At 65.8% G+C, this 24,727-nt stretch carries 26 protein-coding genes, 1 tRNA gene and 1 pseudogene; 18 read left to right on the top strand and 10 right to left on the bottom strand.

From position 1 onward, the window contains the following. Positions 1–451: lyase family protein (locus Q0R27_RS11505; RefSeq protein ID WP_293944878.1), on the bottom strand; the 451-nt coding region annotated here is incomplete at its 3' end. Positions 452–498: 47 nt separating this feature from the next. Continuing rightward, on the bottom strand, positions 499–981 hold the full coding sequence (locus tag Q0R27_RS11500) for a ClpXP protease specificity-enhancing factor SspB (protein ID WP_293944876.1): 483 nt from the start codon (positions 979–981) through the stop codon (positions 499–501). Positions 982–1,031: 50 nt separating this feature from the next. Between Q0R27_RS11500 and Q0R27_RS11495 the strand changes: the two genes are divergently transcribed. The 4 genes from Q0R27_RS11495 (at position 1,032) to Q0R27_RS11480 (ending at position 5,215) form a co-directional block, all read left to right on the top strand. After that, on the top strand, positions 1,032–1,409 hold the full coding sequence (locus tag Q0R27_RS11495) for an HIT domain-containing protein (RefSeq protein ID WP_293944872.1): 378 nt from the start codon (positions 1,032–1,034) through the stop codon (positions 1,407–1,409). A 69-nt stretch (positions 1,410–1,478) separates the two neighbouring features. Continuing rightward, positions 1,479–3,125 (top strand): amino acid permease, encoded by a 1,647-nt coding sequence (locus Q0R27_RS11490; RefSeq protein ID WP_293944868.1) that lies wholly within the window; start codon positions 1,479–1,481, stop codon positions 3,123–3,125. Between the two features lie 84 nt (positions 3,126–3,209). After that, positions 3,210–4,412, top strand: a complete 1,203-nt coding sequence (locus Q0R27_RS11485) for a histidine kinase (RefSeq protein WP_293944865.1) — start codon at positions 3,210–3,212, stop codon at positions 4,410–4,412. Continuing rightward, a complete protein-coding gene (locus Q0R27_RS11480; protein WP_293944862.1) occupies positions 4,409–5,215 on the top strand; it encodes a LytTR family DNA-binding domain-containing protein in 807 nt (268 codons plus the stop codon). Before Q0R27_RS11485 ends, Q0R27_RS11480 begins: the two co-directional genes overlap by 4 nt. Here the strand turns inward: Q0R27_RS11480 and Q0R27_RS11475 are convergent. Beyond that, positions 5,212–7,005, bottom strand: coding sequence for a M14 family metallopeptidase (locus tag Q0R27_RS11475; protein WP_293944860.1), 1,794 nt, complete (start codon positions 7,003–7,005; stop codon positions 5,212–5,214). The genes Q0R27_RS11480 and Q0R27_RS11475 overlap by 4 nt on opposite strands. Before the next feature lie 84 nt (positions 7,006–7,089). Between Q0R27_RS11475 and Q0R27_RS11470 the strand changes: the two genes are divergently transcribed. Next, positions 7,090–7,842 carry an isocitrate lyase/phosphoenolpyruvate mutase family protein gene (locus Q0R27_RS11470; protein ID WP_293944858.1) on the top strand — a complete coding sequence of 251 codons (753 nt, stop codon included), beginning with the start codon at positions 7,090–7,092 and terminating at the stop codon, positions 7,840–7,842. Here Q0R27_RS11470 and Q0R27_RS11465 read toward each other — a convergent pair. After that, positions 7,839–9,062 carry an ABC transporter permease gene (locus Q0R27_RS11465; RefSeq protein ID WP_293944855.1) on the bottom strand — a complete coding sequence of 408 codons (1,224 nt, stop codon included), beginning with the start codon at positions 9,060–9,062 and terminating at the stop codon, positions 7,839–7,841. The genes Q0R27_RS11470 and Q0R27_RS11465 overlap by 4 nt on opposite strands. Then, complete coding sequence (locus Q0R27_RS11460; protein WP_293944853.1) at positions 9,062–10,003, bottom strand: ATP-binding cassette domain-containing protein; 942 nt, start codon at positions 10,001–10,003, stop codon at positions 9,062–9,064. The genes Q0R27_RS11465 and Q0R27_RS11460 overlap by 1 nt, the downstream gene beginning before the upstream one ends. Before the next feature lie 29 nt (positions 10,004–10,032). On the opposite strand from Q0R27_RS11460, the gene queG reads away from it, so the two are divergent. Together queG and Q0R27_RS11450 are read left to right on the top strand one after the other, a co-directional pair. Beyond that, a complete protein-coding gene (gene queG, locus Q0R27_RS11455; protein WP_293944851.1) occupies positions 10,033–11,070 on the top strand; it encodes a tRNA epoxyqueuosine(34) reductase QueG in 1,038 nt (345 codons plus the stop codon). Positions 11,071–11,200: 130 nt separating this feature from the next. Next, positions 11,201–12,001, top strand: coding sequence for a methyltransferase (locus Q0R27_RS11450; protein WP_293944882.1), 801 nt, complete (start codon positions 11,201–11,203; stop codon positions 11,999–12,001). Positions 12,002–12,058: 57 nt separating this feature from the next. Here Q0R27_RS11450 and Q0R27_RS11445 read toward each other — a convergent pair whose 3' ends face one another. After that, positions 12,059–12,430 carry a hypothetical protein gene (locus Q0R27_RS11445; RefSeq protein ID WP_293944848.1) on the bottom strand — a complete coding sequence of 124 codons (372 nt, stop codon included), beginning with the start codon at positions 12,428–12,430 and terminating at the stop codon, positions 12,059–12,061. 155 nt (positions 12,431–12,585) lie between these two features. Here Q0R27_RS11445 and fumC point away from each other — a divergent pair, with 155 nt between their 5' ends. Both fumC and Q0R27_RS11435 read left to right on the top strand, forming a co-directional pair. Continuing rightward, a complete protein-coding gene (gene fumC, locus Q0R27_RS11440; protein WP_293944846.1) occupies positions 12,586–13,968 on the top strand; it encodes a class II fumarate hydratase in 1,383 nt (460 codons plus the stop codon). A 21-nt stretch (positions 13,969–13,989) separates the two neighbouring features. Beyond that, positions 13,990–14,514, top strand: coding sequence for a DUF4142 domain-containing protein (locus Q0R27_RS11435; RefSeq protein ID WP_293944844.1), 525 nt, complete (start codon positions 13,990–13,992; stop codon positions 14,512–14,514). On the opposite strand, the gene Q0R27_RS11430 is transcribed toward Q0R27_RS11435, so the two are convergent. Further along, positions 14,511–15,041 (bottom strand): acyloxyacyl hydrolase, encoded by a 531-nt coding sequence (locus Q0R27_RS11430; protein WP_293944841.1) that lies wholly within the window; start codon positions 15,039–15,041, stop codon positions 14,511–14,513. The two genes, Q0R27_RS11435 and Q0R27_RS11430, sit on opposite strands and share 4 nt — an antisense overlap. Before the next feature lie 48 nt (positions 15,042–15,089). After that, on the bottom strand, positions 15,090–15,647 hold the full coding sequence (locus Q0R27_RS11425) for a DUF2585 family protein (protein WP_293944837.1): 558 nt from the start codon (positions 15,645–15,647) through the stop codon (positions 15,090–15,092). Between the two features lie 64 nt (positions 15,648–15,711). Between Q0R27_RS11425 and Q0R27_RS11420 the strand changes: the two genes are divergently transcribed. The 5 genes from Q0R27_RS11420 to Q0R27_RS11400 all read left to right on the top strand — a co-directional run bounded on the left by Q0R27_RS11420 (position 15,712) and on the right by Q0R27_RS11400 (position 20,552). Further along, entirely contained in the window at positions 15,712–16,686 is a 975-nt protein-coding gene (locus Q0R27_RS11420) for a magnesium transporter CorA family protein (protein WP_293944835.1), read from the top strand. A gap of 54 nt (positions 16,687–16,740) precedes the next feature. Then, complete coding sequence (locus Q0R27_RS11415; protein ID WP_293944833.1) at positions 16,741–17,178, top strand: hypothetical protein; 438 nt, start codon at positions 16,741–16,743, stop codon at positions 17,176–17,178. A 73-nt stretch (positions 17,179–17,251) separates the two neighbouring features. After that, on the top strand, positions 17,252–19,930 hold the full coding sequence (acnA, locus tag Q0R27_RS11410) for an aconitate hydratase AcnA (RefSeq protein WP_293944831.1): 2,679 nt from the start codon (positions 17,252–17,254) through the stop codon (positions 19,928–19,930). Continuing rightward, complete coding sequence (locus Q0R27_RS11405) at positions 19,927–20,289, top strand: hypothetical protein (RefSeq protein WP_293944830.1); 363 nt, start codon at positions 19,927–19,929, stop codon at positions 20,287–20,289. Before acnA ends, Q0R27_RS11405 begins: the two co-directional genes overlap by 4 nt. Beyond that, the gene (locus Q0R27_RS11400) at positions 20,286–20,552 is read left to right on the top strand and encodes a hypothetical protein (protein ID WP_293944829.1); all 267 of its coding nucleotides are present in this window, start codon (positions 20,286–20,288) and stop codon (positions 20,550–20,552) included. Before Q0R27_RS11405 ends, Q0R27_RS11400 begins: the two co-directional genes overlap by 4 nt. Here Q0R27_RS11400 and Q0R27_RS11395 read toward each other — a convergent pair. Continuing rightward, positions 20,509–21,231 carry a folate-binding protein gene (locus Q0R27_RS11395; RefSeq protein WP_293944828.1) on the bottom strand — a complete coding sequence of 241 codons (723 nt, stop codon included), beginning with the start codon at positions 21,229–21,231 and terminating at the stop codon, positions 20,509–20,511. The genes Q0R27_RS11400 and Q0R27_RS11395 overlap by 44 nt on opposite strands. Before the next feature lie 22 nt (positions 21,232–21,253). Here Q0R27_RS11395 and pyrC point away from each other — a divergent pair, with 22 nt between their 5' ends. The 3 genes from pyrC (at position 21,254) to Q0R27_RS11380 (ending at position 23,265) form a co-directional block, all read left to right on the top strand. Continuing rightward, positions 21,254–22,285, top strand: coding sequence for a dihydroorotase (pyrC, locus tag Q0R27_RS11390; protein ID WP_293944826.1), 1,032 nt, complete (start codon positions 21,254–21,256; stop codon positions 22,283–22,285). Positions 22,286–22,339: 54 nt separating this feature from the next. After that, positions 22,340–22,930 (top strand): hypothetical protein, encoded by a 591-nt coding sequence (locus Q0R27_RS11385; RefSeq protein WP_293944824.1) that lies wholly within the window; start codon positions 22,340–22,342, stop codon positions 22,928–22,930. Positions 22,931–23,172: 242 nt separating this feature from the next. After that, positions 23,173–23,265, top strand: a tRNA-Ser gene (locus Q0R27_RS11380). A gap of 280 nt (positions 23,266–23,545) precedes the next feature. Here the strand turns inward: Q0R27_RS11380 and Q0R27_RS11375 are convergent. Continuing rightward, positions 23,546–23,989, bottom strand: coding sequence for a hypothetical protein (locus Q0R27_RS11375; protein ID WP_293944821.1), 444 nt, complete (start codon positions 23,987–23,989; stop codon positions 23,546–23,548). Positions 23,990–24,533: 544 nt separating this feature from the next. Between Q0R27_RS11375 and Q0R27_RS11370 the strand changes: the two are divergent. Next, positions 24,534–24,635, top strand: a pseudogene (locus tag Q0R27_RS11370) (IS5/IS1182 family transposase); the annotation flags it as partial. Positions 24,636–24,727: the final 92 nt, after the last annotated feature.

Here is a 24,727-nt window from a genome sequence, read left to right as displayed (position 1 = left end):
TGTGCATCGCAGTCGGGAAGCTGTCGTTCGACGACTGGCCCGAATTGACATGGTCGTTGGGGTGAACCGGCGTCTTTCCGCCGCGCGTTCCGGCCAGCACCTCGTTGGCCCGGCCGGCGATCACTTCATTGGCGTTCATGTTCGACTGGGTGCCGCTGCCGGTCTGCCAGATGACGAGCGGGAATTGCCCGTCGAGATCGCCGCGCGCGACTTCACCGGCGGCCTGCTGGATCGCCTCTGCCAATTGTGGATCGAGCCCGCCGATCCGCGCATTCACCCGCGCCGCCGCCTGCTTCACAAAGCCCAAGGCATGGACGATCTCGACCGGCATCCGTTCGGTCGTCCCGAACGGGAAATTGGCTACCGAACGCTCGGTCTGCGCGCCCCAATAGCTGTCGGCCGGGACCTCGAGCGGGCCGAAGCTGTCGGTTTCGGTGCGAGTGATGCTCATAATGTGCCTTTCGTCATCCCGGGCTTGATCCGGGGTGACGTTTCAAGTCATTTCTTCTTCGTGAAATCGACGCTGACGACGTTCGAGCCATCGTCAACCGGCTCGCTGACCGGACTGTCGTTCTCGGGCTTGTCATGATCCTCATGCTCGCTCGGCGCGCCATTGGCCTGGAACTTGAGGCTGAAATCGACCGCCGGGTCGACGAAGTCGGTCACCGCCGCAAACGGCACGACCAGGGTCGAGGGAATGCCCCCGAACGACAGGCCGACGGTGAAAAACTCATCTTCGACCTTCAAATCCCAGAAGCGGTGCTGAATGACGATCGTCATTTCATCGGGGAAGCGGTCCGACAGATGCTTGGGGATGGTCACCCCGGGCATGCGAGTCTGGAAGGTGATGTAGAAATGATGCCCGCCGGGAAGCGTGCCGGTCGCTTCGACCTCGCGCAGGACTCGGCCGACGACTTCGCGCAATGCCTCCTGGACGATCTCGTCATAGGGGATCAGGCTTTCGGGCGTGTCGTCGGACATGTTGCCGTGGTAGCGCCGGGGACGTTGCGGTCAAGCGGAGTCAGACGAACATGCCCATCGATGCCAGCCTGCCTTACGATGAAAGCAATATTCTCGCGCGGATCCTGCGCGGCGAGTTGCCGTGTATCAAGGTCCTTGAGACCGGGCACAGCCTCGCGATTCACGACATCAAGCCGCTCGCGCCAATCCATGTGCTGGTGATGCCCAAAGGGGCCTATGTGTCGTGGGACGATTTCTCAGCGAAGGCGAGCGAGGCCGAGATTGCCGATTTTGTTCGCGCGGTCGGCGAGGTCGGGCGGATGACGGGGGCGTCGGCACAGGGCTATCGGGTGATGGCCAACACCGGCAAGCGCGGCGGCCAGGAGATCGCTCATCTGCACGTGCATGTGTTCGGCGGGGCGCCCTTGGGGCCGATGCTGGCGCGCTAAGGGGATTGCACGACCGTGCTTAGGCGCTAGGTTCCGCCACCAGACAAGAAAACGCCCGAGGGGACGAGCATGTTATTCGACCGCGTAAAATCATTGGACGCGATCCTCGCGACCGCCGAGAAAAAGGGGCTGCACCGATCGCTGGGCGCGTTCCAGCTGACCATGCTCGGGGTCGGCGCGGTCATCGGGACGGGGATTTTCGTGCTGACCGCAGTCGCGGCGCAAAAGGCCGGTCCGGGCATGATGCTGAGTTTTTGCATTGCCGGGTTCGTGTGCGCAGTCGCGGCGCTATGCTATTCTGAACTCGCGTCGATGGTCCCGGTCGCGGGGTCGGCCTATACCTACACTTATGCGGTGATGGGCGAATTGCTCGCGTGGATGGTGGGTTGGGCACTGGTGCTCGAATATGCCCTGGGAGCGAGTGCGGTCGCGGTCGGCTGGTCGAACCATCTTGTCGGTGCGCTGGCGGACAGCGGCGTTCACTTTCCCGCGCTGATCAGCAACGCCGACGGGCTGATGGCCAAAGTCGCTCTGGCGTTTGGCTCGACGGCGACGCCCGACCTGCTTGCCGCTGCGCAAAATGGCGGCTTCATCAATGTGCCGGCCATCGTCGTGGTCATGGCGGTCACCGCCTTGCTCATCAAGGGCACGACCGAAAGCGCGATGGTCAATGCGGTGCTTGTCGTCGTCAAGCTGATCGCCCTCACCGCGTTCATGGTCCTGACGCTTCCGGCGATCAAGGCATCGAATTTTCATCCATTTACCCCGACGGGGTTCGGGAACCTGACCAGCGGCACGGGCTATGTCGGCGCGGCCGCATCGATCTTTTTCGCCTATGTCGGGTTCGACGCGGTTTCGACCGCGGCCGAAGAAACCAAGAATCCGCAGCGCAATGTACCGATCGGCCTGATCGGCAGCTTGTTGATCTGCACGGTCATCTATCTGCTGGTTGCGGCCGGCGCGATCGGCACGGTGGGCGCGCAGCCCGTGACGTCTGCGGCGGGTGCCTTCCTGGCACCGGGCTCGCCCGAAATGGCGGGGCGCTGCGCAGCGATCGTTGCCAGCGGTGTGACCGAGCCTCTGGTCTGTTCCAAGCATGCGCTGGTCCACGTGCTCCAGACGATCAACTATCCCGTGGTCGGTTGGCTGGTCGGTCTTGCGGCGATCATCGCGCTGCCGTCGGTGGTGCTGATGATGATGTTCGGCCAGACGCGCGTATTCTTCACAATGGCTCGTGACGGCCTGCTCCCGGCGTCGTTCGCCAAGGTGCACCCCAAGTTCAAGACGCCTTATGTCGTGACCGCGGTCACCGGCCTTTTCGCGCTGATTTTTGCGGGCTTGCTGCCGGTCGGCAGCCTGGCGGACTATTCGAACTCGGGCACGTTGTTCGCGTTCGCAATGGTGGCGCTGGCGGTGCTCATTTTGCGGGTGAAGGATCCTTCGCGCAAGCGCAGCTTCCGGACGCCGGCGGTGTGGATCGTCGCGCCGGCGGCAATCATCGGCTGCATCGTTCTTTACGCGGCGCTGGACACGACATCGAAGCTGGTGCTGGTCGGTTGGGGTGGGATCGGCCTGGTCGTCTACTTCCTCTACAGCCGCAGCCGCAGCCATGTCGGCCGTGGCCTGACCGAAGTGCACGAACTGGACGAGGACACGCCGCCGTTGCCGGTGCCTCCGATGCCGGGCGCGCACACGCCGGGCGGCAAGGACGCGTAAAGGCGATGGCCGGGCCCCGACTTGGGGTTCGGCCACTTGCCGACTATAGCGGCGCGATGTGCAGTCGCATGAGCAAGGGTTGAGATGGCGAGCGAGCCTGCACGGCTGATCGACCCCGTCGACCCGGTCCCCGTCCCGCCGTCAACCCGTTATCCGCTTGCATCGGGGCGGGGTGCCGGTAGCGGCAGGGGTCCGGCGCGACCGATCCTCAAGAAGGTCAAGCTCGACAGTCCTTTCTTCGCCGACAAGAACCGCGCCTTCTGGCTGCTCCAGTCGGCCGGCTGGACGGGCTACTTCATTCTCCGCTCGCTAAGCGGCATCGCCAATTCGATGGGCCTGATGTTTCTGGTCCATACGCTGTTGCTGACCGCGACGGGCTATTCGCTGACGCTGCTGATGGGATCGCTCTACCGCCGCCTGATCCAGATGCCGCCGCTGTGGACGGCAACGATCAGTCTGGGGACGGTGGTCGTTGCCTCGGCGGTGTTCTCGTTCATCGAGACGTGGAGCAATGCGACCTTCGTTCGTCCCGACGCGCGGCCGGCGGGAATCGAATATCTCGGCGCGATCCTGCTCGACTTCGCGCTGTTGGCGGCGTGGTCGGCGCTTTACTACGGGATCAATTACTACCTGTTGCTCGAGGAGGAAATCGAGCAGCGCGAGGAGATGGAGAGCCAGGCGTCGTCGGCCCAATTGGCGATGCTGCGCTATCAGCTCAACCCGCATTTCCTGTTCAATACGCTGAATTCGATCTCGACGCTGGTGCTGCTTCGGCAGACCGAGCGGGCCAATGCGATGCTGTCACGGCTGGCGAGTTTCCTGCGCTACACGCTGATCAACGAGCCGACCGCGCAGGTCACGCTGGCGCAGGAAGTCGAGACGCTGAAACTTTACCTCGAGATCGAGAAGATGCGGTTCGAGGACCGGCTGCGCCCGCACTTCCGCATCGATGCCGAAACGATCGGGGCGCGGCTGCCGTCGCTGCTGCTCCAGCCGCTGGTCGAAAATGCGATCAAATATGCCGTGACACCGAGCGAGGAAGGTGCCGACATCTGGATCACCGCGTCGCGCGAGGGGCGCTGCGTTCGGATCGAGGTGGCCGACAGCGGGGCCGGTCCCGGGGCGCATTCGATGAGCACCGAGTCAACCGGCGTCGGACTGGCCAATATTCGCGACCGTCTGACGCAAGCCTATGGCCCGGGGCATGGCTTTGTTTCACGGCTGAACGATAAGGGGGGCTTCAGCGTTATTGTCGAAATTCCATCCGAGAGCGAGTATCGAGCATGAGCATCCGGACCATCCTGGTCGACGACGAGCCGCTGGCGACGCAGGGGCTGCAATTGCGGTTGCAGGCGCACGACGACGTCGAGATCATCGCCACCGCCGCCAACGGGCGTGAGGCGATCCGCGCGATCAAGACCGACCAGCCCGACCTCGTCTTCCTCGACATCCAGATGCCCGGATTCGACGGCTTCTCGGTGATTCAGGGCGTGATGGAGGTCGAGCCACCGCTGTTCGTGTTCGTCACCGCCTTTGGCGACCATGCGCTGCGCGCGTTCGAGGCGCAGGCGATCGATTATCTGATGAAGCCGGTCGACGAGGACCGGTTGGCGGCAACGATGGACCGGGTGCGCCAGCGGCTGGCCGAACGGCGCGGCGTATTGGATGCCGAACGATTGAAGGAAGCGCTGGAGGAACATGCGCCCGAAGCGGCGGAGGAGCTGGCCGAGGGCAGCGCGGCGGAGGGGCCGGCGTCGAACCGCTTCGAAAAGATGATCAACATCCGCGACCAGGGGCAGATTTTCCGGGTCGATGTCGACACGATCGAGCGGATCGACGCGGCGGGCGATTACATGTGCATCCAGACCGGCGACAATACGCTGATCCTGCGCGAGACGATGAAGGACCTCGAGAAGCGGCTCGATCCGCGGCGATTCCAGCGGGTGCATCGCTCGACGATCGTCAACCTCGACCTCGTCAAGCAGGTCAAGCCACACACCAACGGCGAGTGTTTTCTGGTGCTCGATTCAGGCGCGCAGGTGAAGGTGTCGCGGTCGTATCGCGATGTGGTGGCGCGGTTCGTTCACTAGCGGCTGAGTTCGCGTCCCACCGGGTAGAGCAGGTAGCGCTCGTCGTAATAGGGGGTGCGCTCGTAGAACCAGCCGAGGCGGGCGTCGGGATCGGCGGCGAATTTGGGATCGGCGGCGAGCTTGTTCTCGAATGCCGCCCTCAGCGCGGGGTCCGCGGCCAACATGCGGTCGGCCAGCGGGGCGATGACATATCCTTCGATATATTCGGTGCGCATCAGGATTTCGGGGTAGAAATTCCATGCCAACAGCGAGTCCGGGCTTTCGGGCTCGAGCATCGCCGCGGCGAGCAGGCCGAGCGGCTGGTCCGAGGGGACGCGGACCGACCCAGTCGGGTATGTTTCGGACCGAGACGCGTGGACGTAGGCGGCGGCGGTTAGCGGGACGTGGCCCTCGTCCGGCTTGGCGAGCGTCGGATCGACGAGCCGCACCATGTCGAGCGTTACCATTCGCGGAGCGGCGAGGGTCTCGAAGGCGATGCCGTGGAGCTTGAGCAGGGCGATGACCTCGGGCTTGGTCACCGGCACCCACCAGGCGGCAGGGAGGGTAACGATCGTATCGGGCACCTTGCCGAAGACAGGCATGGCTTGAGTCACCGGGCGGCCGAGCCAGCGGATTTCGTTGCCGCCCGATGCGGGCGAGCGAACGCTGGCGTGGGCGATGCCCCTGAAGTCGGGGATGACGTAGAGCGGCGCCGGGGCGGGCTTCCACTTCATCACCTCGGTCGCGGGGCGCGCGGCGCGATCGGCGGCGATCGCCTGTTCGAGACCGGCGCCCTCCTCGCCGACCAGCCGCAGCGACTCCTCGACCAGCACATAGGTGCCGAGCACACGCTGGCGGTAGGGCTTGAGCGAGTGGGATTCGACCAGCACCGTCGGCTGGCGGGCGAGATCGCCATAGCCGGACGAGTAACGGGGGGAGTCGGGATTCAGGTTAATTCCCTGGTCGGGACGGCGCGGATCAACCGCATCGACGTACATCCCCGGGATATGGCCGTTGCGGGCGAGCGAGGCGGAGATCGCCGGGCGATAGTGCGCGTCAAGCCAGCGGCCGATCGCTGGCGAATGGGCGAAATAGCCCGCCCAGCCGGCGAAGGCGAAGGTGATGTCATATTGATAATCAACCCCGTCGGTGACGTGGAGGTCGAGGACCAGCGCAGGGTTGAGGCGATTGAGGTAGCTGCGCATGGCGCGCATCTCGGGCGTGTCGGCCTTGATGTAATCGCGGTTGAGGTTGAGGTTCTGCGCGGTGGTGCGCCAGCCCTGGTTGTCGGGGCCGCGCTGGTTGGGACGGTTCCACGCCGAGCTGCGCTCATGCCCGTCGACGTTGAAGATCGGCACGAAGACGAGGTCGGCGCGGTCGAGCAGTCGGTCCTTGCCGCGCAGCGCGATGTCGCGCAGCAGCATCAGCCCGGCGTCCTTGCCCTCGATTTCACCCGAGTGAATCCCGGCCTGAACGAACAGGACGGGCTTGGCGCCGCCGCCGGGCTTCGACGCGCGGATGGCGTAGAGCTCGCGGCCTTGGGCGGAGCGGCCGAAGACCTCGCGGTGGAGCAAGGGCGAGGCGGCGACGAGGCGATCGAGCCAGGCGCTCGTGTCGGCGTAGGACGGGGTGCGCGCGAAGTTCGCCGCCTCGGCGGGGGTGATCCACGGATCGGTTGGCTTGGCGACCAGTCTTTCGCTCGATCCGTGCCACGGGATGGTTGGCGGGAGCGGCGCGACGAAAGGCGGCGCGGCGTGAACGGGGGCGGTCAGGGGAGCAAGGGCCAAGGCGGCGATCAAGGTAAAGCGCATGAGCGAAGCGTAGAAGAGGCGGCGACGAGTGGCAATCGCTCCCGCGCGCGACTAATTATGTGCAACCAACCCCGGAGATTTGCCATGACCAGCCATTCGCTCTTCGCCCGCTTCGCCGCGCTGCACGTGCCGGGCAACCCGGTCGTGCTGTATAATGTGTGGGACGCAGGCAGCGCGCGGGCGGTCGCGGCGGCGGGAGCGAAGGCGCTCGCGACCGGCAGTCACCCGGTGGCGGACGCGAACGGCTGGCCCGATGGCGAGCAGGTGCCGATCGAGTTCGCGCTGGCCAATGCCGAGCGGGTCGTGCGCTCGGTCGAGCTGCCGGTGAGCGTCGATTTCGAGGGCGGCTATGCGGTCGATCCCGCAATCGGCGCGGCCAACGTCGCCCGTCTCAAGCAAACCGGCGCGATCGGGTGCAACTTCGAGGACCAGGTGATCGGCGGCGAGGGACTTCATCCGCGCGCCGAGCAGGCCAGGCGCATCGCCGCGATCCGCGACGCGGTCGGTAGCGACTTCTTCATCAACGCGCGCACCGACTTGCTGCTGAAAAACAAGGACGCCGACGACGCGCTGATCGGCGAAGTGATCGATCGCGGCAAGGCCTTCGCCGATGCCGGAGCGAGCGGATTTTTCGTGCCCCGCATCACCGATCCGCGGCACATCGAGCGGGTGGTGAAGGCGGTGCCGCTGCCGCTCAACGCGATCGCCTTCCCCGGCGCACCGGCGACCGCGGTATGGGCGCTGGCCGGGGTAGCCCGGATCAGCCACGGCCCCTTCCCGCACAAGGCGCTGATGAAGCAGCTCGAGGACAGCGCCCGGGCCGCGATTTCCAGCTAGGACGTGGCCCGTTTGCCGCCCCACCAACGGCGTTGGGGCCCCGACTTCAAGACGTTGCGGCGGAACAGGCGGGCCCCGGCGCGCAGGATCAGCGCGACCCAGAACGCCTGCCAGACGAGCGCGGCGAGGTGCGGCCAGATGACGTCCTGCTCGGCGGCGCGGGCGATCATCGCGAACGGCGAGGACAGCGGGAAGATGGCGGCGGCGATCCCGCGCGGCTCGTCGAGATGGCCGACCGCCGAGGCACCGAAGAAATAGATCGCGCTCTGGGCGAGGACGACTGGCATGTTGAGCGTCTGGATCTCGCGCACGCTGCCCGCCTGGCTGCCGATGGCGAGGAACACCGAGCCGATCAGCAAGTAGGCGGTCGAAAAATAGGCGAAGGTCAGCGCGAGGAAGATCGGCCAGCCGATTGCCGGGGCGGGCAGTCCGGCGAGCCCGCCGCTGCTCCACGCGGCGATGCCGAGCGCGCCGGTGATCGTCCACACCGCGATACCGACGAACGAGATGGCGAGCATCGCGAACAGCTTGCCGACGAAGATCGCCTCGACCGGGACCGCGGCGGCGAGGATCTCGATCGCCTTGTTCGATTTCTCCTCGATCAGCTGCGACAGCACCGCGCCGGCGAGGAGGATCGTCAGCAGGAACAGGATCGTCTGGCCGCCGCGAGCGGTGAGCCCGCGCGCGCTGGCAAGGGTGCCTCCGGCGCGTTCGGTCGAGGTGACCTCGATGGTGCGGGCGACTTTGACGCCGGGCGCGCCGATGCCCGCGCGGGCGTCGGCGATGATATGGTCGAGCTGGGCGACGGTGCGCCCGTCGCTCTGGATCGTTCCGGTGACGTGCGGCGCATCGATCCCTCCTTCGAGCACGGCGAGGACAGCGGGCGATTTGCGCGCGAGGAGCCGGGCGCGCTGGGCAGCGAGGTCGGCTTCGGGGGTGACCTGGATAAGTTCGACCGGCGACGCTTCGGGGGTGGCTGCGGCGAGGCGGTCGCGGGCAGCGCGCAACGGTTCGAACGCCTGTGCGGTGGCGATGACCGCGACCGCGGGCCGACCGCCGTCCTCGGCCAGTCGGGCGCCCATGCCGCCGAAACCGATCCCCATGATGACCGGAAACAGCGGGCCGATGAGGAACAGCAGGAAGGTCTTGCGCAGGACCGTGGCGGTAAAGTCGCGCCGCGCGATGACGAACGCGGCGCGGATGATTTCGGGGACGTACATCAGGCGGCCTCGGCTTCGGGTTCGTCCATGGCGTGCGCGGCGGCCTCGCCGGCGATGGCGACGAACGCGTCGTGGAGGCCGGGGCGCTCGATCGCCAGCGTTTCGATCCCGGCGCCGCCGTCGAGCAGCGCGCGGAGCAAGGGCTCGGGGCCGCTCGGGGGAAGTTCGAAGGTCCATTCGCCGCCGTCGTTGCGGGCATTGGCGGGGAGCGCAGCGCGCCACGGGCCGTCGGGCGAGCGGGTGCGCAGGCGGACGATGGGGCGGAGGCGGTCGCGCGCCTCGTCGACCGCGCCTTCGAACGCGACCTTGCCCTCGGCGATGATCGCGACGCGCTCGCACAATCGCTCGGCATGGGCGATGACGTGGGTCGAGAAGACGATCGTGGTGCCTTGCGCTGCCTCGCGCCGGATCAGCGCCTCGAGTTTGCCCTGGTTGATCGCGTCGAGGCCCGAGAAGGGCTCGTCGAGGACGATCAGGCGCGGCTTGTGGACCAGCGTGCCGAGCAGCTGGACGGTCTGCGCCATGCCCTTCGACAGGTTGCGGATCGGCTTGTCGGCCCACGCGCCGAGACCGTGCTCCTCGAGCAGCGCGCGGCTGCGGCGACGGCCTTCGCGTAACGGCAGGCCCCGCAGAGCGCCCATGAAGGCGATTGCGTCGGCGGCGTGCATCGAGGGGTAAAGACCACGCTCTTCGGGGAGGTAACCGACCTGGCGCGCCGCCTCGAGCGGGCGCTTGTGGCCGAGCAGGCTGGCGCTGCCCGACGACGGGTCGATGATCCCGAGCATTATCCGCAGCGTGGTGGTCTTGCCGGCACCGTTGGGGCCGAGGATTCCGTAAATCGCGCCGGCAGGAACGGCGAGGCTGACCCCGTCGACCGCGCGCTTGTCGCCGAAATCCTTGACGAGATCGTGCGCTTCGAGCGCGAACGCGGTTTCACTCATGCCGCCGACTGGTAAAGGATGGTCGTTAAATGACAATGAGCATCGAGCAGCGCATCCGCGAAAAGGCCGCCGAGCACGGGTTCGTCGCGTGCGGGTTCGCGGCGGCCGATGCGGCGCCCGAGGCGGGAGCGGGATTACGCGAATGGCTCGCCGACGGACGCCACGGCGGGATGGGCTGGATGGAGGCGCGGGCCGACGAGCGTGCCTCGCCGAACGGGCTGTGGCCGGGGGCGCGGTCGGTGATTGCGCTGGGGATGAGCTATGCGCCCGCGACCGATCCGCTGGCGCTGGCGGGGGCAAGCGAGCGGGGTCGGATCTCGGTCTATGCGCAGGGCGGAGACTATCACAAGGCGGTCAAGAAGGGGCTCAAGGCGCTTGGGCGGTGGCTGGCCGACGAGACCGGGTGCGAGCTCAAGGTGTTCGTCGACACCGCGCCGGTGATGGAGAAGCCGTTAGCGGCGGCGGCGGGGATCGGGTGGCAGGGCAAGCATACCAACCTGCTCAGCCGCGAGCATGGCAACTGGTTGTTCCTCGGGATCGTGATGACCAGCCTCGAGCTTGTCCCCGATCCCCCGGGACAAGATCATTGCGGGTCGTGCACGCGGTGCATCGACGCCTGCCCGACCGGCGCGATCACCGCGCCCCACCGGATCGATGCGCGGCGCTGTATTTCCTATCTGACGATCGAGCATCATGGGCCGATCCCGACCGAGTTTCGGGAGGCGATGGGCAATCGCATCTATGGCTGCGACGATTGCCTGGCGGTGTGCCCGTGGAACCGGTTTGCCGAGGCGGGGCAGGCCAACCGGGCGTTCCTGCCGAGGGCTGAACTCGCGGCGCCGGCGCTGGCCGACCTGCTCGCGCTCGACGAGGCGGGGTTTCGCGAAATGTTCGCCGGCTCGCCGATCAAGCGCATCGGCTGGGCGCGGATGATGCGCAATTGCCTGATCGCGGCGGGGAATAATGGGGAGGCGGGTTTGCGTGAGAGTGTCGAACGGTTCGTGGAGAGCGACGACCCGGTGCTGGCCGAGGCGGCGGGGTGGGCGTTGACTCGACTGATCCGGTAAAGCGTGCGCTATCATCCGGAAGAGCGGGTAATTTGACGTGATCCAGAAGATGTAAATTGGTACACTGTCACCGTAATCCTGTCTCCTTCATTCAATAGCTTCTGATCCTTACCAGCCGGAGACCGACATGATCCGTTTGACCCTTGCCGCTTTCGCCCTCTCGCTGCTGTGCGCGACGCCACTCGCGGCGCGAACGACCGGCGCCGACCCCGCGATCGTCGCGGCGGTCGCCGACACCCACCGCACCGCTGCGAACCGGCTGCGCGATAAATATCGCCATCCGGTCGAAACGCTGAGCTTCTTCGGGGTGAAGCCGGGGCAGACCGTGGTCGAGTATTCGCCAGGCGGCGGCTGGTACACCGAGATCCTCGCGCCGTTGCTGCACCACAAGGGGCGCTATGTTGCGCTCGCCGGCGCCACGCCCAAGGCGCAGGCCGGGTTGACCAAACTCCTTGCCCCAGGCGGGACCCGCTATGCCGGTGCCACCGCAGCATCGATCGACACGGCGACGGGCAAGAGCAATGTCGCGCCGGGCTCCGCCGATGTCGTGCTGACCTTTCGCAACGTCCACAACCTCGTGTTTGACGGACCCGATACCGCGCCGCGCGTGTTCGTCGCCTTCTTCAAGATGCTGAAGCCGGGCGGCACGCTTGGCGTCGTCGACCACCGCCTGCCGGAACGCCGCGACAGCAAGCTGGAGAAGTCGAGCGGCTATCTCAAGCGGTCGACCGTCGTGAAGCTGGCGACCGCAGCAGGGTTCCGTCTCGCCGCGGAATCGCAGGTCAATGCAAACCCCAAGGATAGAGCTGATTACCCCAATGGCGTGTGGACCCTCCCGCCGACGCTGGAGGGGGGGGACAAGGACCGCGCCCGCTATCTCGCGATCGGCGAAAGCGACCGCATGACGCTGAAATTCGTCAAGCCGCGCTGAACGTCGGCGGCGTTACGGTGACGCATGCGATAACCCCTGAATGCCGGTGACAAAGCACTAACGCGAACCTTCGATCGCGGCTTCGCAGCCGCTCTGGTCGGTGTCGGCGCCGCTGGGAAGGCGGGTGTCGACGTGGGTTACCCGCGCGAGCCCCTGCCCGCTTGGCGGCGCGTAAAGGTACGCGTCGAGGACGCAGCCGCCGCCGCGATACTGGAGCTTGAGGCCGGGGCCTTCGCGGACCTGCAGCGAGGGCGCGCCGAACAGCTCGCCGAGATCGGGCGCGGCGAGGCCGAGGAGGCGGCCGTGCTGGTGGACGGACAGCGCGGGACCGATCGGGGGCGGGGCGGAGACTGGCGCGGGGGTCTCGCTGGCGCAGGCGGCGAGGAGCAGGGCGGGGCCTAGAGCGGCGATGATCGACCGGTTGCGCATCGCGGGGTGCTAGCCTGATCGGCGGCTGCGTGAAAGCATGGTTATTCGGATCAAGCCGCGGCCACCGGTGGCAGCGAGACGCTTCCACCGCCGACGATCAGGCGCTAGGCCCCGGCTGAATCATCGGCTTGGGGATAGTGAAAATGGCCAGCGGCATGCGCAGCGAAACCGACAGTTTCGGGGCGATCGACGTTCCCGGCGACAGCTATTGGGGCGCGCAGACCGAGCGATCGATCCAGAACTTCCCGTTCGGAGCGAGCGAGCGGATGCCGGTCGAAATCGTCCACGCGCTGGGTTTCGTCAAGCAGGCGGCGGCGCGGGTCAATGCGCGCATCGGCGGGCTCGACCCGCAGCTGGCCGAGGCGATCCAGCAGGCGGCGGCGGAAGTCGCGCGGGGCGATCTCGACGGCCAGTTCCCGCTGGTCATCTGGCAGACCGGGTCGGGCACCCAGTCGAACATGAACGCCAACGAGGTGATCGCGGGGCGCGCCAACGAGCAACTGGCGGGCAAGAAAGGCGGCAAGTCGCCGGTCCACCCCAACGATCATGTCAACAAGGGCCAGTCGTCGAACGACTCGTTCCCGACTGCGCTGCATATTGCCGCGGCGCGGAGTGTTGTCGGGAAATTGCTGCCGGCGCTGCGCACGATCCATGCGCGGCTCGACCAGCTGGCCAAGCAGTGGGACCATATTGTCAAGATCGGGCGGACGCATCTGCAGGACGCGACCCCGCTGACATTGGGCCAGGAATTTTCCGGCTATGCGCAGATGATGGCCGACAATATCGCGCGGGTCGACGGGGTCATGCCGCGGTTGCTCCGCCTTGCGCAGGGCGGGACGGCGGTCGGGACAGGCCTCAACGCGCCCAACGGGTTTGCCGGGGCATTCGCGAAAGAGGTCGCCAACCTCACCCGGCTCGCCTTCACCTCGGCGCCGAACAAGTTCGCCGAACTCGCCGCACACGACACGCTGGTCGAACTGTCGGGAGTGCTGAACGTGATCGCGGTGTCGCTGTCGAAAATCGCCAACGACATCCGTTTGCTCGCGTCGGGGCCGCGCTGTGGGCTGGGTGAGCTCAAGCTGCCCGAAAATGAACCGGGCAGCTCGATCATGCCAGGCAAGGTCAACCCGACCCAGTGCGAGATGCTCACGATGGTCGCGGCGCAGGTCATGGGCAACCATGTCGCGGTGACCATCGGCGGGCTTCAGGGTCATATGGAGCTGAACGTGTTCAAGCCGCTGATCGGGGCGAACGTGATCCGCTCGATCAACCTGCTGTCGATCGGGATGGAGAGCTTTACCGAGCGCGCGCTCGACGGGATCGAGGCCGACGAGGCGCGAATCGCCGAGTTGATGAACAAGTCGCTGATGCTGGTCACCGCGCTGGCGCCCGAGATCGGCTATGACAATGCCGCGAAGATCGCCAAGGTGGCGCACCAGAAGGGGCTGACGCTGAAGGAGGCCGGGCTCGAACTGGGGCTGGTCGACGAGGCGACGTTCGACCGGGTGGTCAAGCCCGAGGCGATGCTCGGGCGCTAGGTTCGATAGGGGGAGATGACGATGCGATTGTCACGGCTTTCACGCGGCGCGGCAGTCGCGCTTGCCCTGCTTGTCGCGGGCTGCGCGACGCGGCCCGAGCGGGTCGTCCCGCCGTCCGTGGTGGTCCAGCCGGGGCCCTTGTCCGCCGCGGACTATCTCGCCCAGGCGGCATCGCTCGACCTGATCGAGGTGCAGGCGTCGCGGCTGGCGTTCAATCGGTCGCAGAGCGCGCGGGTGCGCGGCTATGCCCGGATGATGATCGACGAGCACACCGGAATGGCGGCGCAGCTGTCGTTCGCCGGACGGCGGCTGGGGCTGTTGCCCTCGGCGGCGCTGCTGCCGCGTCACCAGTCGATGCTCGACGGACTTGCCGCTAGTCCGGACTTCGACCGAGCTTATCGCAGCCAGCAGGGCGAGCTCCACCGCGTTGCCTTGCGGCTGCACAGCGATTATGCGGCGCGCGGTGACAGCCCGACTCTGCGCCCGGTGGCGGCATCGGCGATGACGATTGAGCGGCAACACCTGAAGATGCTGCAGGGAATTTAGAGCCCGAGGTTGAAGCGCGCGCCGATATTGTCGATGCCCGGGTTCTGGCCGCTGGCGAGCGTGCCGTGGCTCATGTGGATCCAACTCGCTTCAATCGTCGCGTTGCGGGTGACGCGGAGGCCGACTCCGAGTTCGGGCTCGAACAGCACGCGGCTGCCTAGGGCGATGCGGTCGGGGCGGTCAAATTTCGCCGCCGAGCCATTGTGAATTGCAAGGCCGAGGCCCGGGCGGACGAAGAATTTATCGCCGAATTTCCACGACAGGCCGGCGGCGGCGTAGCTGGTGTCGCCGGCACTGTTGAGCGCGCCGAACGCATAGGGCTGGAGTCCGAGCCCGGGGAACAGGCGACCGCCGCGGAAGCCGAGCTGGAAGTCGACTCCCTGCTCGCGTCCGCCTTCGAGGCTCAACGGCGTAGCGACGGCGTGCTTGTAGACCCCGCCGAAGACCTCGCCGGCGTGTGCGGGGGCAGCCATGGCGAGGATCGCGAGGAGGGTCAGCGGGACGGCAAAATGGCGGGCGATTGTCATGGCAACTCCCTATGACGGCTCAATCTTTCGGGAGACTGAACGATTCCTTCAGGCCCCCGCCTGCCACGTGCGGATGGCGTCGACGGGGTGGAGCAGCATGATCACGTTGAGCGCCAGGTTGTCGCGGATAATGGCGAGCGGGACGAGTTCGAGCACGACCACGGTCAGCAGCGCGGCCCACAGTGGCAGTCGGCGCGCGAGGAGGAAGCCCAGCCCCATCATCATGATGTCGCTGACCGAGTTGAGCACGCTGTCGCCGGTATAGCCGATTGCGGTGGTCGCGCTGCGGTAGCGGTCGATGATCCACGGGCTGTTCTCGGCGATTTCCCACGATGCCTCGACCGCCAGCGCGACGAGAAAGCGGCGTTCGACCGGCCAACGGCGCGCAACGAGCCACAGCGCGGCGTAAAACAGCAGCCCGTGGACAATGTGGCTCGCGCTATACCAGTCGGCGAGCATCTGGCTGGTCTCGGGGCTGGTCGAGGAGGACACCCACAGCGTCACCCGGCCGCAGGCGCAGATCGGCGGGCGGCCCATCGCCAGCAGGATCGCGGCGGCGGCGAGCATCAGAAGCAGGGGTGGCAGCCAGGCGCGGGTGCGAGTCATGAACGATGGCTAGGGCGTCGCGCGGCGCTTGCCAATCGTCCCGCGCCGGGCGACACGGGCGACGATGCTCCGCTTGTTCGGCCCCCATTGCGACGGATCGCCGATCGAGGCGAGTGCGCTGGTGCGGATTCCCGACGATGTCGCGTGGATCGACCTGCTCGAACCGACGCGGGAAGAGGAGAAGCTGGTCGAGACCTTCATCGGGTCGAACGTGCCGACCCGTGACGACCTCGCCGAGATCGAACCGTCGAGCCGGCTCTATGAGCGCGGCGGGATGCTGTACCTGACCTTGTCGACGCTGACCGGGATCGACGAGGGACAGCCGTCGTCGTCGCCGATTGGCTTCATCCTGACCGAGACTCAGCTGGTGACGGTACGCTACGCCGATCCGCGCCCGTTCCGGATGCTTGCGGAGCATTGGAAGCGCGAGCCCGAGCTGGCGACCGACGGCGGCCAGATGTTCGTCCGCCTGCTCGATGCGATCGTCGACCGGCTGGCCGACGAGCTCGAGCGATCGAGCGCCGAGATCGAGAAGATTTCGCAGCAAATCTTCAAGAAGGACATGGAGGACCGGCGAATCCCGGCGGCGCGGCTGACCGCGCTGCTGACGCGGATCGGGCGGGCGCAGTCCTTGCTGGCGAAGATCCGCGAGACCGCGGTCAGTACCAGCCGACTGATCCACTTCCTTTCGGGCACGAGCAGGGTCGAGCGGCTGGCCGACGAGCGCGGCCATGTCGGCAGCCTGACCGCCGACGTCGCCGCGCTGATCGACCATTCGAGCTTCGTGTCGGAGCAACTGACGTTCCTGCTCGACGCCTCGCTGGGGCTGATCTCGATCGAGCAGAATGCGGCGATGAAGCTGTTCAGCTGGGCGGCGCTGGTGTTCCTGCCGCCAACGCTGGTCGCGGGGATTTATGGCATGAATTTCGACCATATGCCCGAGCTTCACTGGCTCTACGGCTATCCGATGGCGCTGATCATCATGCTGATGAGCGGTGTGCTGCCGTGGCTCTACATGCGCCGCCGCGGCTGGATCTGACGCAGGATTCGTAACGCCGACGCAACCGATGCGGGCGGGGGACGTTGCAAGGCGATGTCGAGAAAAGGGAAAAGCCGGATCGTCGAGATCGGCGGTCAAGTATCCGAATGGGTCTCGGCCCTGTTCGCGCACCCCTACATGCAGATCGGGGTGATCGTATTTTGCCTCGCCTGGTTCGCGCTCGGACTCAAGACCGACCTGCTCACCGCGGCACTGTCGATCCTAGCGATCACGCTGACCCAGATGGTGCTCAACCGCCAGACCGAGCGCGAGATCGACGATCGTCGCCGTGACGTCGCGATGCACGCCAAGCTCGACGAGCTGCTGATCGCGATGAAGGGCGCGCGCGACGAGATGGCGGGGATCGAGGAGCTCGACGAGGAGGTGATCGTCCAGCTCAAGGAGAATATTCAGGACAAGGTCGAGAAACTCGACGAGGAACTGGACGAGCGCGCCGATAAAAAGGGCGAGGCCAGGGCGGTAGTCAGCTAGCCTTTGCTGCGATGCGAAACGATTGCTAAAGCGCGCGTCGAACCATCCCTCGAGCCCAAGCGAGTAGCACGCCATGATTCCGACCGGCCAGGACAGCCTCAAGACGCGATCGACCCTGACCGTCGGGGGCAAGAGCTATGGCTATTACTCGCTGACCAAGGCCGGCGCGGCGCTCGGCGATGTGTCGCGGCTGCCCTATTCGATGAAGGTGCTGCTCGAGAACCTCCTCCGCTTCGAGGACGGTGTGACGGTCACCCGCGACGACCTCCAGGCGATGGTCGACTGGCAAAAAGAGCGCAAGATCAGTCGCGAGATCCAGTATCGCCCGGCGCGGGTGCTGATGCAGGATTTCACCGGGGTGCCGGCGGTGGTCGACCTGGCGGCGATGCGCGACGCGATGAAGAGCCTCGGCGGCGACCCCAAGAAGATCAACCCGCTGGTTCCAGTCCACCTGGTCATCGATCATAGCGTGATGGTCGACGAGTTCGGCACCCCGCAGGCGTTCGAGGACAATGTCGCGCTGGAATATCAGCGCAACGCCGAGCGTTACGAGTTTCTGAAGTGGGGCAGCCAGAGCTTCGACGATTTCCAGGTCGTCCCGCCGGGGACTGGCATCTGCCACCAGGTCAATCTCGAGAATCTCGCGCAGACGGTGTGGACCTCGGTCGACCAGAATGGCGAGATGGTTGCCTATCCCGACACCCTCGTCGGGACGGACAGCCATACAACGATGATCAACGGGCTGGGCGTGCTCGGCTGGGGAGTTGGCGGGATCGAGGCCGAGGCGGCGATGCTGGGGCAGCCGGTGTCGATGCTGATCCCCGAGGTCGTCGGTTTCCGCCTGTCGGGAGCGCTGTCGGAAGGGATCACCGCGACCGACCTCGTGCTGACCGTCACGCAGATGCTGCGCGCCAAGGGCGTGGTCGGCAGCTTCGTCGAGTTCTACGGTCCGGGCCTCGCCGCGCTGGCGCTCGCCGACCGCGCGACGATCGCCAACATGGCGCCCGAATATGGCGCGACCTGCGGCTTCTTCCCGATCGACGAGCGGACGATCGAATATCTCAAGCTCACCGGCCGTGACGACGAGCGGATCGAGCTCGTCGAAGCCTATGCGCGCGCGCAGGGCATGTGGCGCGACGAAAGCTCGCCCGAGCCGCTGTTCACTGACAGCCTCGAGCTCGACCTCGCCTCGGTCCAGCCGTCGCTGGCGGGTCCGAAGCGGCCGCAGGACCGGGTCGCGCTGCGCGATGTCGACAACCGCTTCAACGACGAGCTCGAAGCGACCTACAAGAAGGAGCACGATCCGCGCGTCGCGGTCGAGGGGGCCGAACACGATCTTGGCAATGGCGACGTCGTCATCGCCGCGATCACCAGCTGCACCAACACCTCGAACCCGTCGGTGCTGGTCGCAGCGGGCCTCGTTGCGCGCAAGGCCCGCGCGCTCGGCCTGACCCGCAAGCCGTGGGTCAAGACCAGCCTCGCTCCGGGCAGCAAGGTGGTCACCGACTATCTCGACGCCAGCGGGTTGACCGAGGATCTGAACGCGATCGGGTTCAACCTGGTGGGCTATGGCTGCACCACCTGCATCGGCAATTCAGGACCGCTGTCGGCGCCGATCGCCAAGGCGATCGCCGACCATGACCTGGTCGCGGTCAGCGTGTTGTCGGGCAACCGCAATTTCGAGGGCCGGGTGTCGCCCGATTGCCGCGCCAACTATCTCGCCTCGCCGCCGCTGGTGGTCGCCTACTCGCTGCTCGGCACGGTCCGCGCCGATATCGCCAGCGATCCGCTCGGCAAGGACCGCGACGGCAACGACGTCTTTTTGAAGGACATCTGGCCGTCGAACGACGAGGTCCGCTCGCTTGTCGACGCGCACGTCCACTCGACCATGTTCCGCCAGCGCTATGCCGACGTGTTTCGCGGCGACGCGCGGTGGCAGGGGATCGCGGTGACCGGCGGCGACACCTACAAGTGGCCCGCGGCATCGACCTACATCGCCAACCCGCCCTATTTCGAGGGCATGACGATGACGCCCAAGCCGCTGACCGATATCGTCGATGCGAAAACGCTGGCGGTGTTCGGCGATTCGATCACCACCGACCACATCTCGCCGGCCGGGGCGATCAAGCTCGACAGCCCGGCGGGCCGATATTTGCAGGACCACCAGGTCAGCCGCGCCGAGTTCAACAGCTATGGCGCGCGCCGCGGCAATCACGACATCATGATGCGGGGCACGTTCGCCAACATCCGTATCCGCAACCGCATGCTGGCCGGGGTCGAGGGCGGGATGACGCGGTATGCGCCCACGGGTGAGGAACTCGCGATCTACGACGCGGCGATGAAGTACCAGGCCGACGGGACGCCTTTGGTGGTGCTCGCGGGCAAGGAATATGGCACCGGATCGTCGCGCGACTGGGCGGCCAAGGGGACGGTGCTTCTGGGCGTGCGCGCGGTCATCGCCGAGAGCTTCGAGCGGATCCACCGCTCGAACCTGGTCGGTATGGGGGTCCTCCCGTTGCAATATGAGGACGGGGCCAGCGCCGACACGCTCGGCCTCGACGGAAGCGAGACGTTCACGATCGACAGCGTCGCCGACATCACCCCGCGTCAGGACGTGACGGTCAAGGTGGTGAAGGCCGATGGGTCTCACTCGAGTTTCCGCGCGCGATGCCGCATCGACACCTACAACGAGCTCGAATATTTCCGCGCGGGGGGAATCCTGCCGTTCGTGCTGCGGAACCTGGCGGCTTGAGCAAGGACGGCGTCAGCGGATCGTGTCACTGCGGCGCGGTGACGATCCGGCTGACCGAGCGACCCGACCAGGTTACCGATTGCAATTGCACGCAATGCACCGCGCTCGGCTGGCGATTGGTCTATGGGACGTCGGACACCATCGCGATCGACGGCGAGCTCGATCAATATGTGCGCAGCGACATGGCCGAGCCGTGTCTGCGGATTCTGCGCTGTCGCCACTGCGGCGTGGCGACGCATTGGGAGCCGCTGACCGCGCCGCCGCACGACCGCATCGGAGTGAGTGCGCGATTGCTCGATGACCCGGGGATCGCGACGCTTCCCGTGCGAGTGGTCGACGGGCTGAGCTGGCCGAAATGACTGCCGCGCTCCTGTTCGAAATCGCCGGCTGGAGCGGCGCGGTCCTGATCGTCACCGCCTATGGGCTGCTGACCGCGGGCAAGATCGCGTCGGAGGGGTCTGCCTATCAGTGGCTCAATGTCGTGGGTGCGGTTGGGGTGGGTCTCAACGGATGGTGGAACAACGCGCTGCCGTCGGTTGCGCTGAACCTCGTGTGGGCCGGGATCGGGCTGGTCGCGCTTATGCGGTTGGGGCGAGCGCGGGCGCCAGCCAGGGCGGAATGATCGCGTCGGCGGGGATCGCGTCAATCCGGGCGTGGACCACCGCCAGGCCGAGTTCGGGATAGAAGGCGCGGGCACGGTCGGGGGCGGCTTCCGCCGGGACGACGAACAGGCGGCGGTTGACCTTGCTGCGCCAGTTCATGCGCGCGGTGTTCTCCTGGCCGACGAAACAGCCCTTGGTGAAGCTGACCCCGCTCAACTCGGTGGCGTTGCATTCGAGCAAGAGAAGGTCGGTCAGTTCGGCTGCTTCGGCAACCCCGAGGCGGAGGCGGTGTTCGTCATAGCCGGTTGCGGGTGCGGTGGCGGCGGCGAGCCAGCGCCAGCCGAGTTCGGGGAGGCGCGGATCGGGCGCCCCCTGCCCCGCCGCGCGCGACCAGTGGACCGCCAGCGCCTCGTCTCGCTCGATCGTGATCGGGCGGCGCAGGCGATACATCGACAGGCGGCGGATCAGCGCGCCGGCGTCGTTGGCGGCGACGTCGAGGAGCAGGTCGTCCTGGTCGGCCCAGACGAAGAAGTCGGCGATGACCTTGCCCTGCGGCGTCAGCATCGCGGCATAGACGGGCATTTCGCCTGTAACGCTGTTGCTGACCAGTCCGTCGAGGAAGCCGCGTACGTCGTCGCCCGACAGGCGGACTACGGCGCGGTCGTTGAGCGTCGTGGCGGCGAGGGTGGATGCGGTCATGCCCTTGAGGTAGGAGGCGCGGGTGACTTTGCAATCGCTCACCATCCGCCGGCCCGACGACTGGCACGTCCACTTGCGCGACGGCGACATGCTGCGCGCGGTGGCGCCCTACACCGCGCGCCAGTTCGCGCGGGCGATCGTGATGCCCAACCTGTCGCCGCCGGTGACGAGCGTCGCGGCGGCCTCGGCCTATCGGACAAGGATCGCCGCCGCCGGGTGCAATTCAGAGACGCGCTTCACCCCGCTGATGACTTGCTATCTGACCGACGCCGCCGACCCCGACGAGCTGGCGCGGGGTCATGCCGAGGGCGTATGGGTCGCGGCGAAACTCTATCCCGCCAACGCGACCACCAACAGCGCGCACGGCGTCACCGACCTCGCTGCGATCCGTCCGACATTGGAGCGGATGCAGGCGATCGGCATGCCGTTGCTCGTCCACGGCGAGGTGACCGACCCCGACATCGACATATTCGATCGGGAGGCGGTGTTCATCGACCGCATCCTCGGCGGACTGGTGCGGGACTTCCCCGCGCTCAAGATCGTGCTCGAGCATATCACGACGAAGGAAGCCGCCGAGTTCGTGACCGACGCCCCCGCCACCGTCGCCGCGACGATCACCCCGCAGCACCTCCACCTCAACCGCAACGCGCTGTTCGCCGGCGGCCTGCGCCCCCACGCCTATTGCCTGCCGGTGGTCAAGCGAGAGGCGCACCGACTGGCGGTCCGCGCCGCGGCGGTCAGCGGCTCGCCCAAATTCTTCCTTGGCACCGACAGCGCACCCCACGCGGTCGACGCCAAGGAATCGGCCTGTGGCTGCGCCGGCATCTTCAACGCCCCCCATGCGCTCGAAAGCTATGCGACGGTGTTCGAGGTGGAGGGTGCGCTCGACAGGTTCGAGGGGTTCGCCTCGGAGCATGGTCCGCGCTTCTACGGTCTGCCGCTCAATGACGGCACGGTGACGCTGCAACAGGCAGAAACGACCGTAGCGGACCGGGTCGCCGGCCTCGTCCCGTTCCACGCTGGCGAAAGGCTCGGCTGGCGGTTTATGGAGTAGCTTGCCGTAGCGTTCGACAGGGCGCACACTCGCGCTTCGGCAAGGGAGAGCTAGATGATGAGCATATCCGCGAAAATCGCGTTGGCAGCACTGGTTGCGGCCGCACCGGCGATGGCGACCGATTTCACCGCGACCGGAACATTCAGCGACGGGACCACGCGCTACGTCCGCATTGCGACCGGCGACGTCGATGGCGACGGAGTGAGCGACGACGGGGTGATCAAGCTGGTCTGCAGCGGCGGATCGATCAGCAGCGCGTCCATCTATTCGCCGCGCGACATGGCGACCGGCCAGGCGTCGGGCAAGCGGATGCACAAGCCGTTCGTGTTCACCAAGGAGTTGGACGTCAGTTCGAAAGACGCGACGCCCCTGAAAGGTACCTACGACCTCAAGTCAGGGACGAAGCGTGGCACGCCCGGCACCGCAAGCTGGGATCTCGCGACCAACAAGGGCGGGCGCAGCAACAAGACGATGGCGATGGACGACTGGAGCGAAATCACTATCACCAAGCTCGACCACGTTTGCGCAGCTGGCACGATGTCGAGCCTCGTCAGCAATCCGGCTTACCACGACTCTGGCATGAGCGGAACGATGCCGTCCGCCGAACGAACCGAAGGCGGTGCACTGCCGCGCGTCAAGAAATAGGCGATCGCCCGGTAGTTCGACGATCTTCGCAAGCGGTTCGACCAGCGCACGCACCCCTTGCGACCATCCTCGGGAAAGGATTACGCCAACGTTCCGATTTTGCGTAAATGTCAATTTTTCAAAAGCTTATACAGCACAGACTGTCGCCTCGCCGACATTGGGCACGGCGGATTCGCAGCGGGCTGCGCAGGGCGGTTGAACCCGCCTTCAGCCTTCGCTACTGCGCCCTCGCTGCGCGGTCTGGAGACGTGGGTGAGTGGCTGAAACCAGCGGTTTGCTAAACCGCCGTACGGGGTTTACTCGTACCGAGGGTTCGAATCCCTCCGTCTCCGCCACCGCTAAGTCATTAATATTACATCATTTTCTGGCATTTTAGGCGTCCCGCGGAAGTGCGCCATTGTCGCGGGTGCCTGGCACCGCGGAGCGCCGGGGCAGGCGGGCAACTTCGCCCAAATGGCGGGCGATTCTCCCGGGGCAATTCGGACAGTACCGTTTTTCAGAAGGTGGGTCGCGGGCCAAGCGAACATCGCGCGGTCAAGCAAAGCCCCGATGGACTCGGTCCATCAGGGCACGCGGTCCCAGTGAACGCGCGAGAGGCGCCCGCGCTGCTGACGATCAGGAAGCTCGTCCGAGCAGGAAAGTCTGCGTCTGCTGATTCCAGTCGAGCGAGATGGAGTCCCTGCTGCACAGTGAACCACTGTCGAGCCAGGCGGGCTGTCTACCGGACATGATGGACTTCACGACATCCGGGGATAGGAACGCGAGCCGCAGGATGCGGGTGACATAGGACTGGGTGACTTCTTCGCTCGCCGCCAGTCCGCTGACGGTCAGGCCACGCTCCAGTTGGAGGCGTTGCCACCAGCTTCTGGCTTTCACGATCAATCGGACGAGTGTGAGGTCGACTGTGGATCGAATGAGTCGGCCATCGTTCTGAATTATCCGGATCGCTCGTCCGGAGCGGGTCAGCAGGACCGCGGTCTCGAGCCGGAGAACATCATTGTCGGTCGCCTGGATCGGGATACCAAGGAGTGTGCACCGGCGTCCAACGCGGAACCCCATCTCGCGCCTCTCAACTCATTGATTGGGCACAACAAGGAGAAACTGGACAGTACAAAATCGGCGCCGCAAGGAACCCCCTTTGGAGCACGTTTTCGGTCAGTCACTCAGACACTTAGCCCATAATAACCGGAGGTCCCGCGTTGAACGCCGATCCACAACATCCGTGATCGAAGTGCTCACTCTCGACCGGGAAAATTCCCGTATCACGGGAATTTTTGGTCATGAGAGGGGTTCGCGGGTGACCGGTTCCACCGCCAACACCCTGTCTAAACCGTTGATCTTATTGAACAAGATCAATGGAAGCGCGGGCGGTCCACCTTTCTAGCTACAATCCGGCCTCTTGCTGATTCGACCGAGCAACGGTTGCGCGAACTTCAACGTCCAGTTCGACTTGCGTTGTAGCGAAAGCACGCTCCAACCTGCGCCTAGGTGCGGGGAGAGGCGATTTGAGAAAACATGGCTGTTTGCTGATTGAGCGATTTAGGGCCGGGACCCATCAAGGGGATTTTCATCACTGTTTTGATGTGATTCAAGCTTTCCAGTGATGAAGAGAGCGAGATGGCGCTTCGCCACCCGCTACGACAAACTCGCCGCCAATTTCCTCGGCAACATCCACCTCGCCGCCACCATCATCTGGTGGTTATGAGTCTTGGCCCCAGGAATTCTCTGCTGCGATGCAAAAATCAACTTGATTTCACGCAATACAGTTGCAGAACGGGACCCAGGCCGGTTTAAAAC

This window comes from Sphingomonas sp. (assembly GCF_025362505.1).
Taxonomy (GTDB): Bacteria; Pseudomonadota; Alphaproteobacteria; order Sphingomonadales; family Sphingomonadaceae; genus Sphingomicrobium.
The sequence above is the reverse complement of the archived record's forward strand: the minus strand, read 5'-3'. Positions and strand labels throughout refer to the sequence as shown.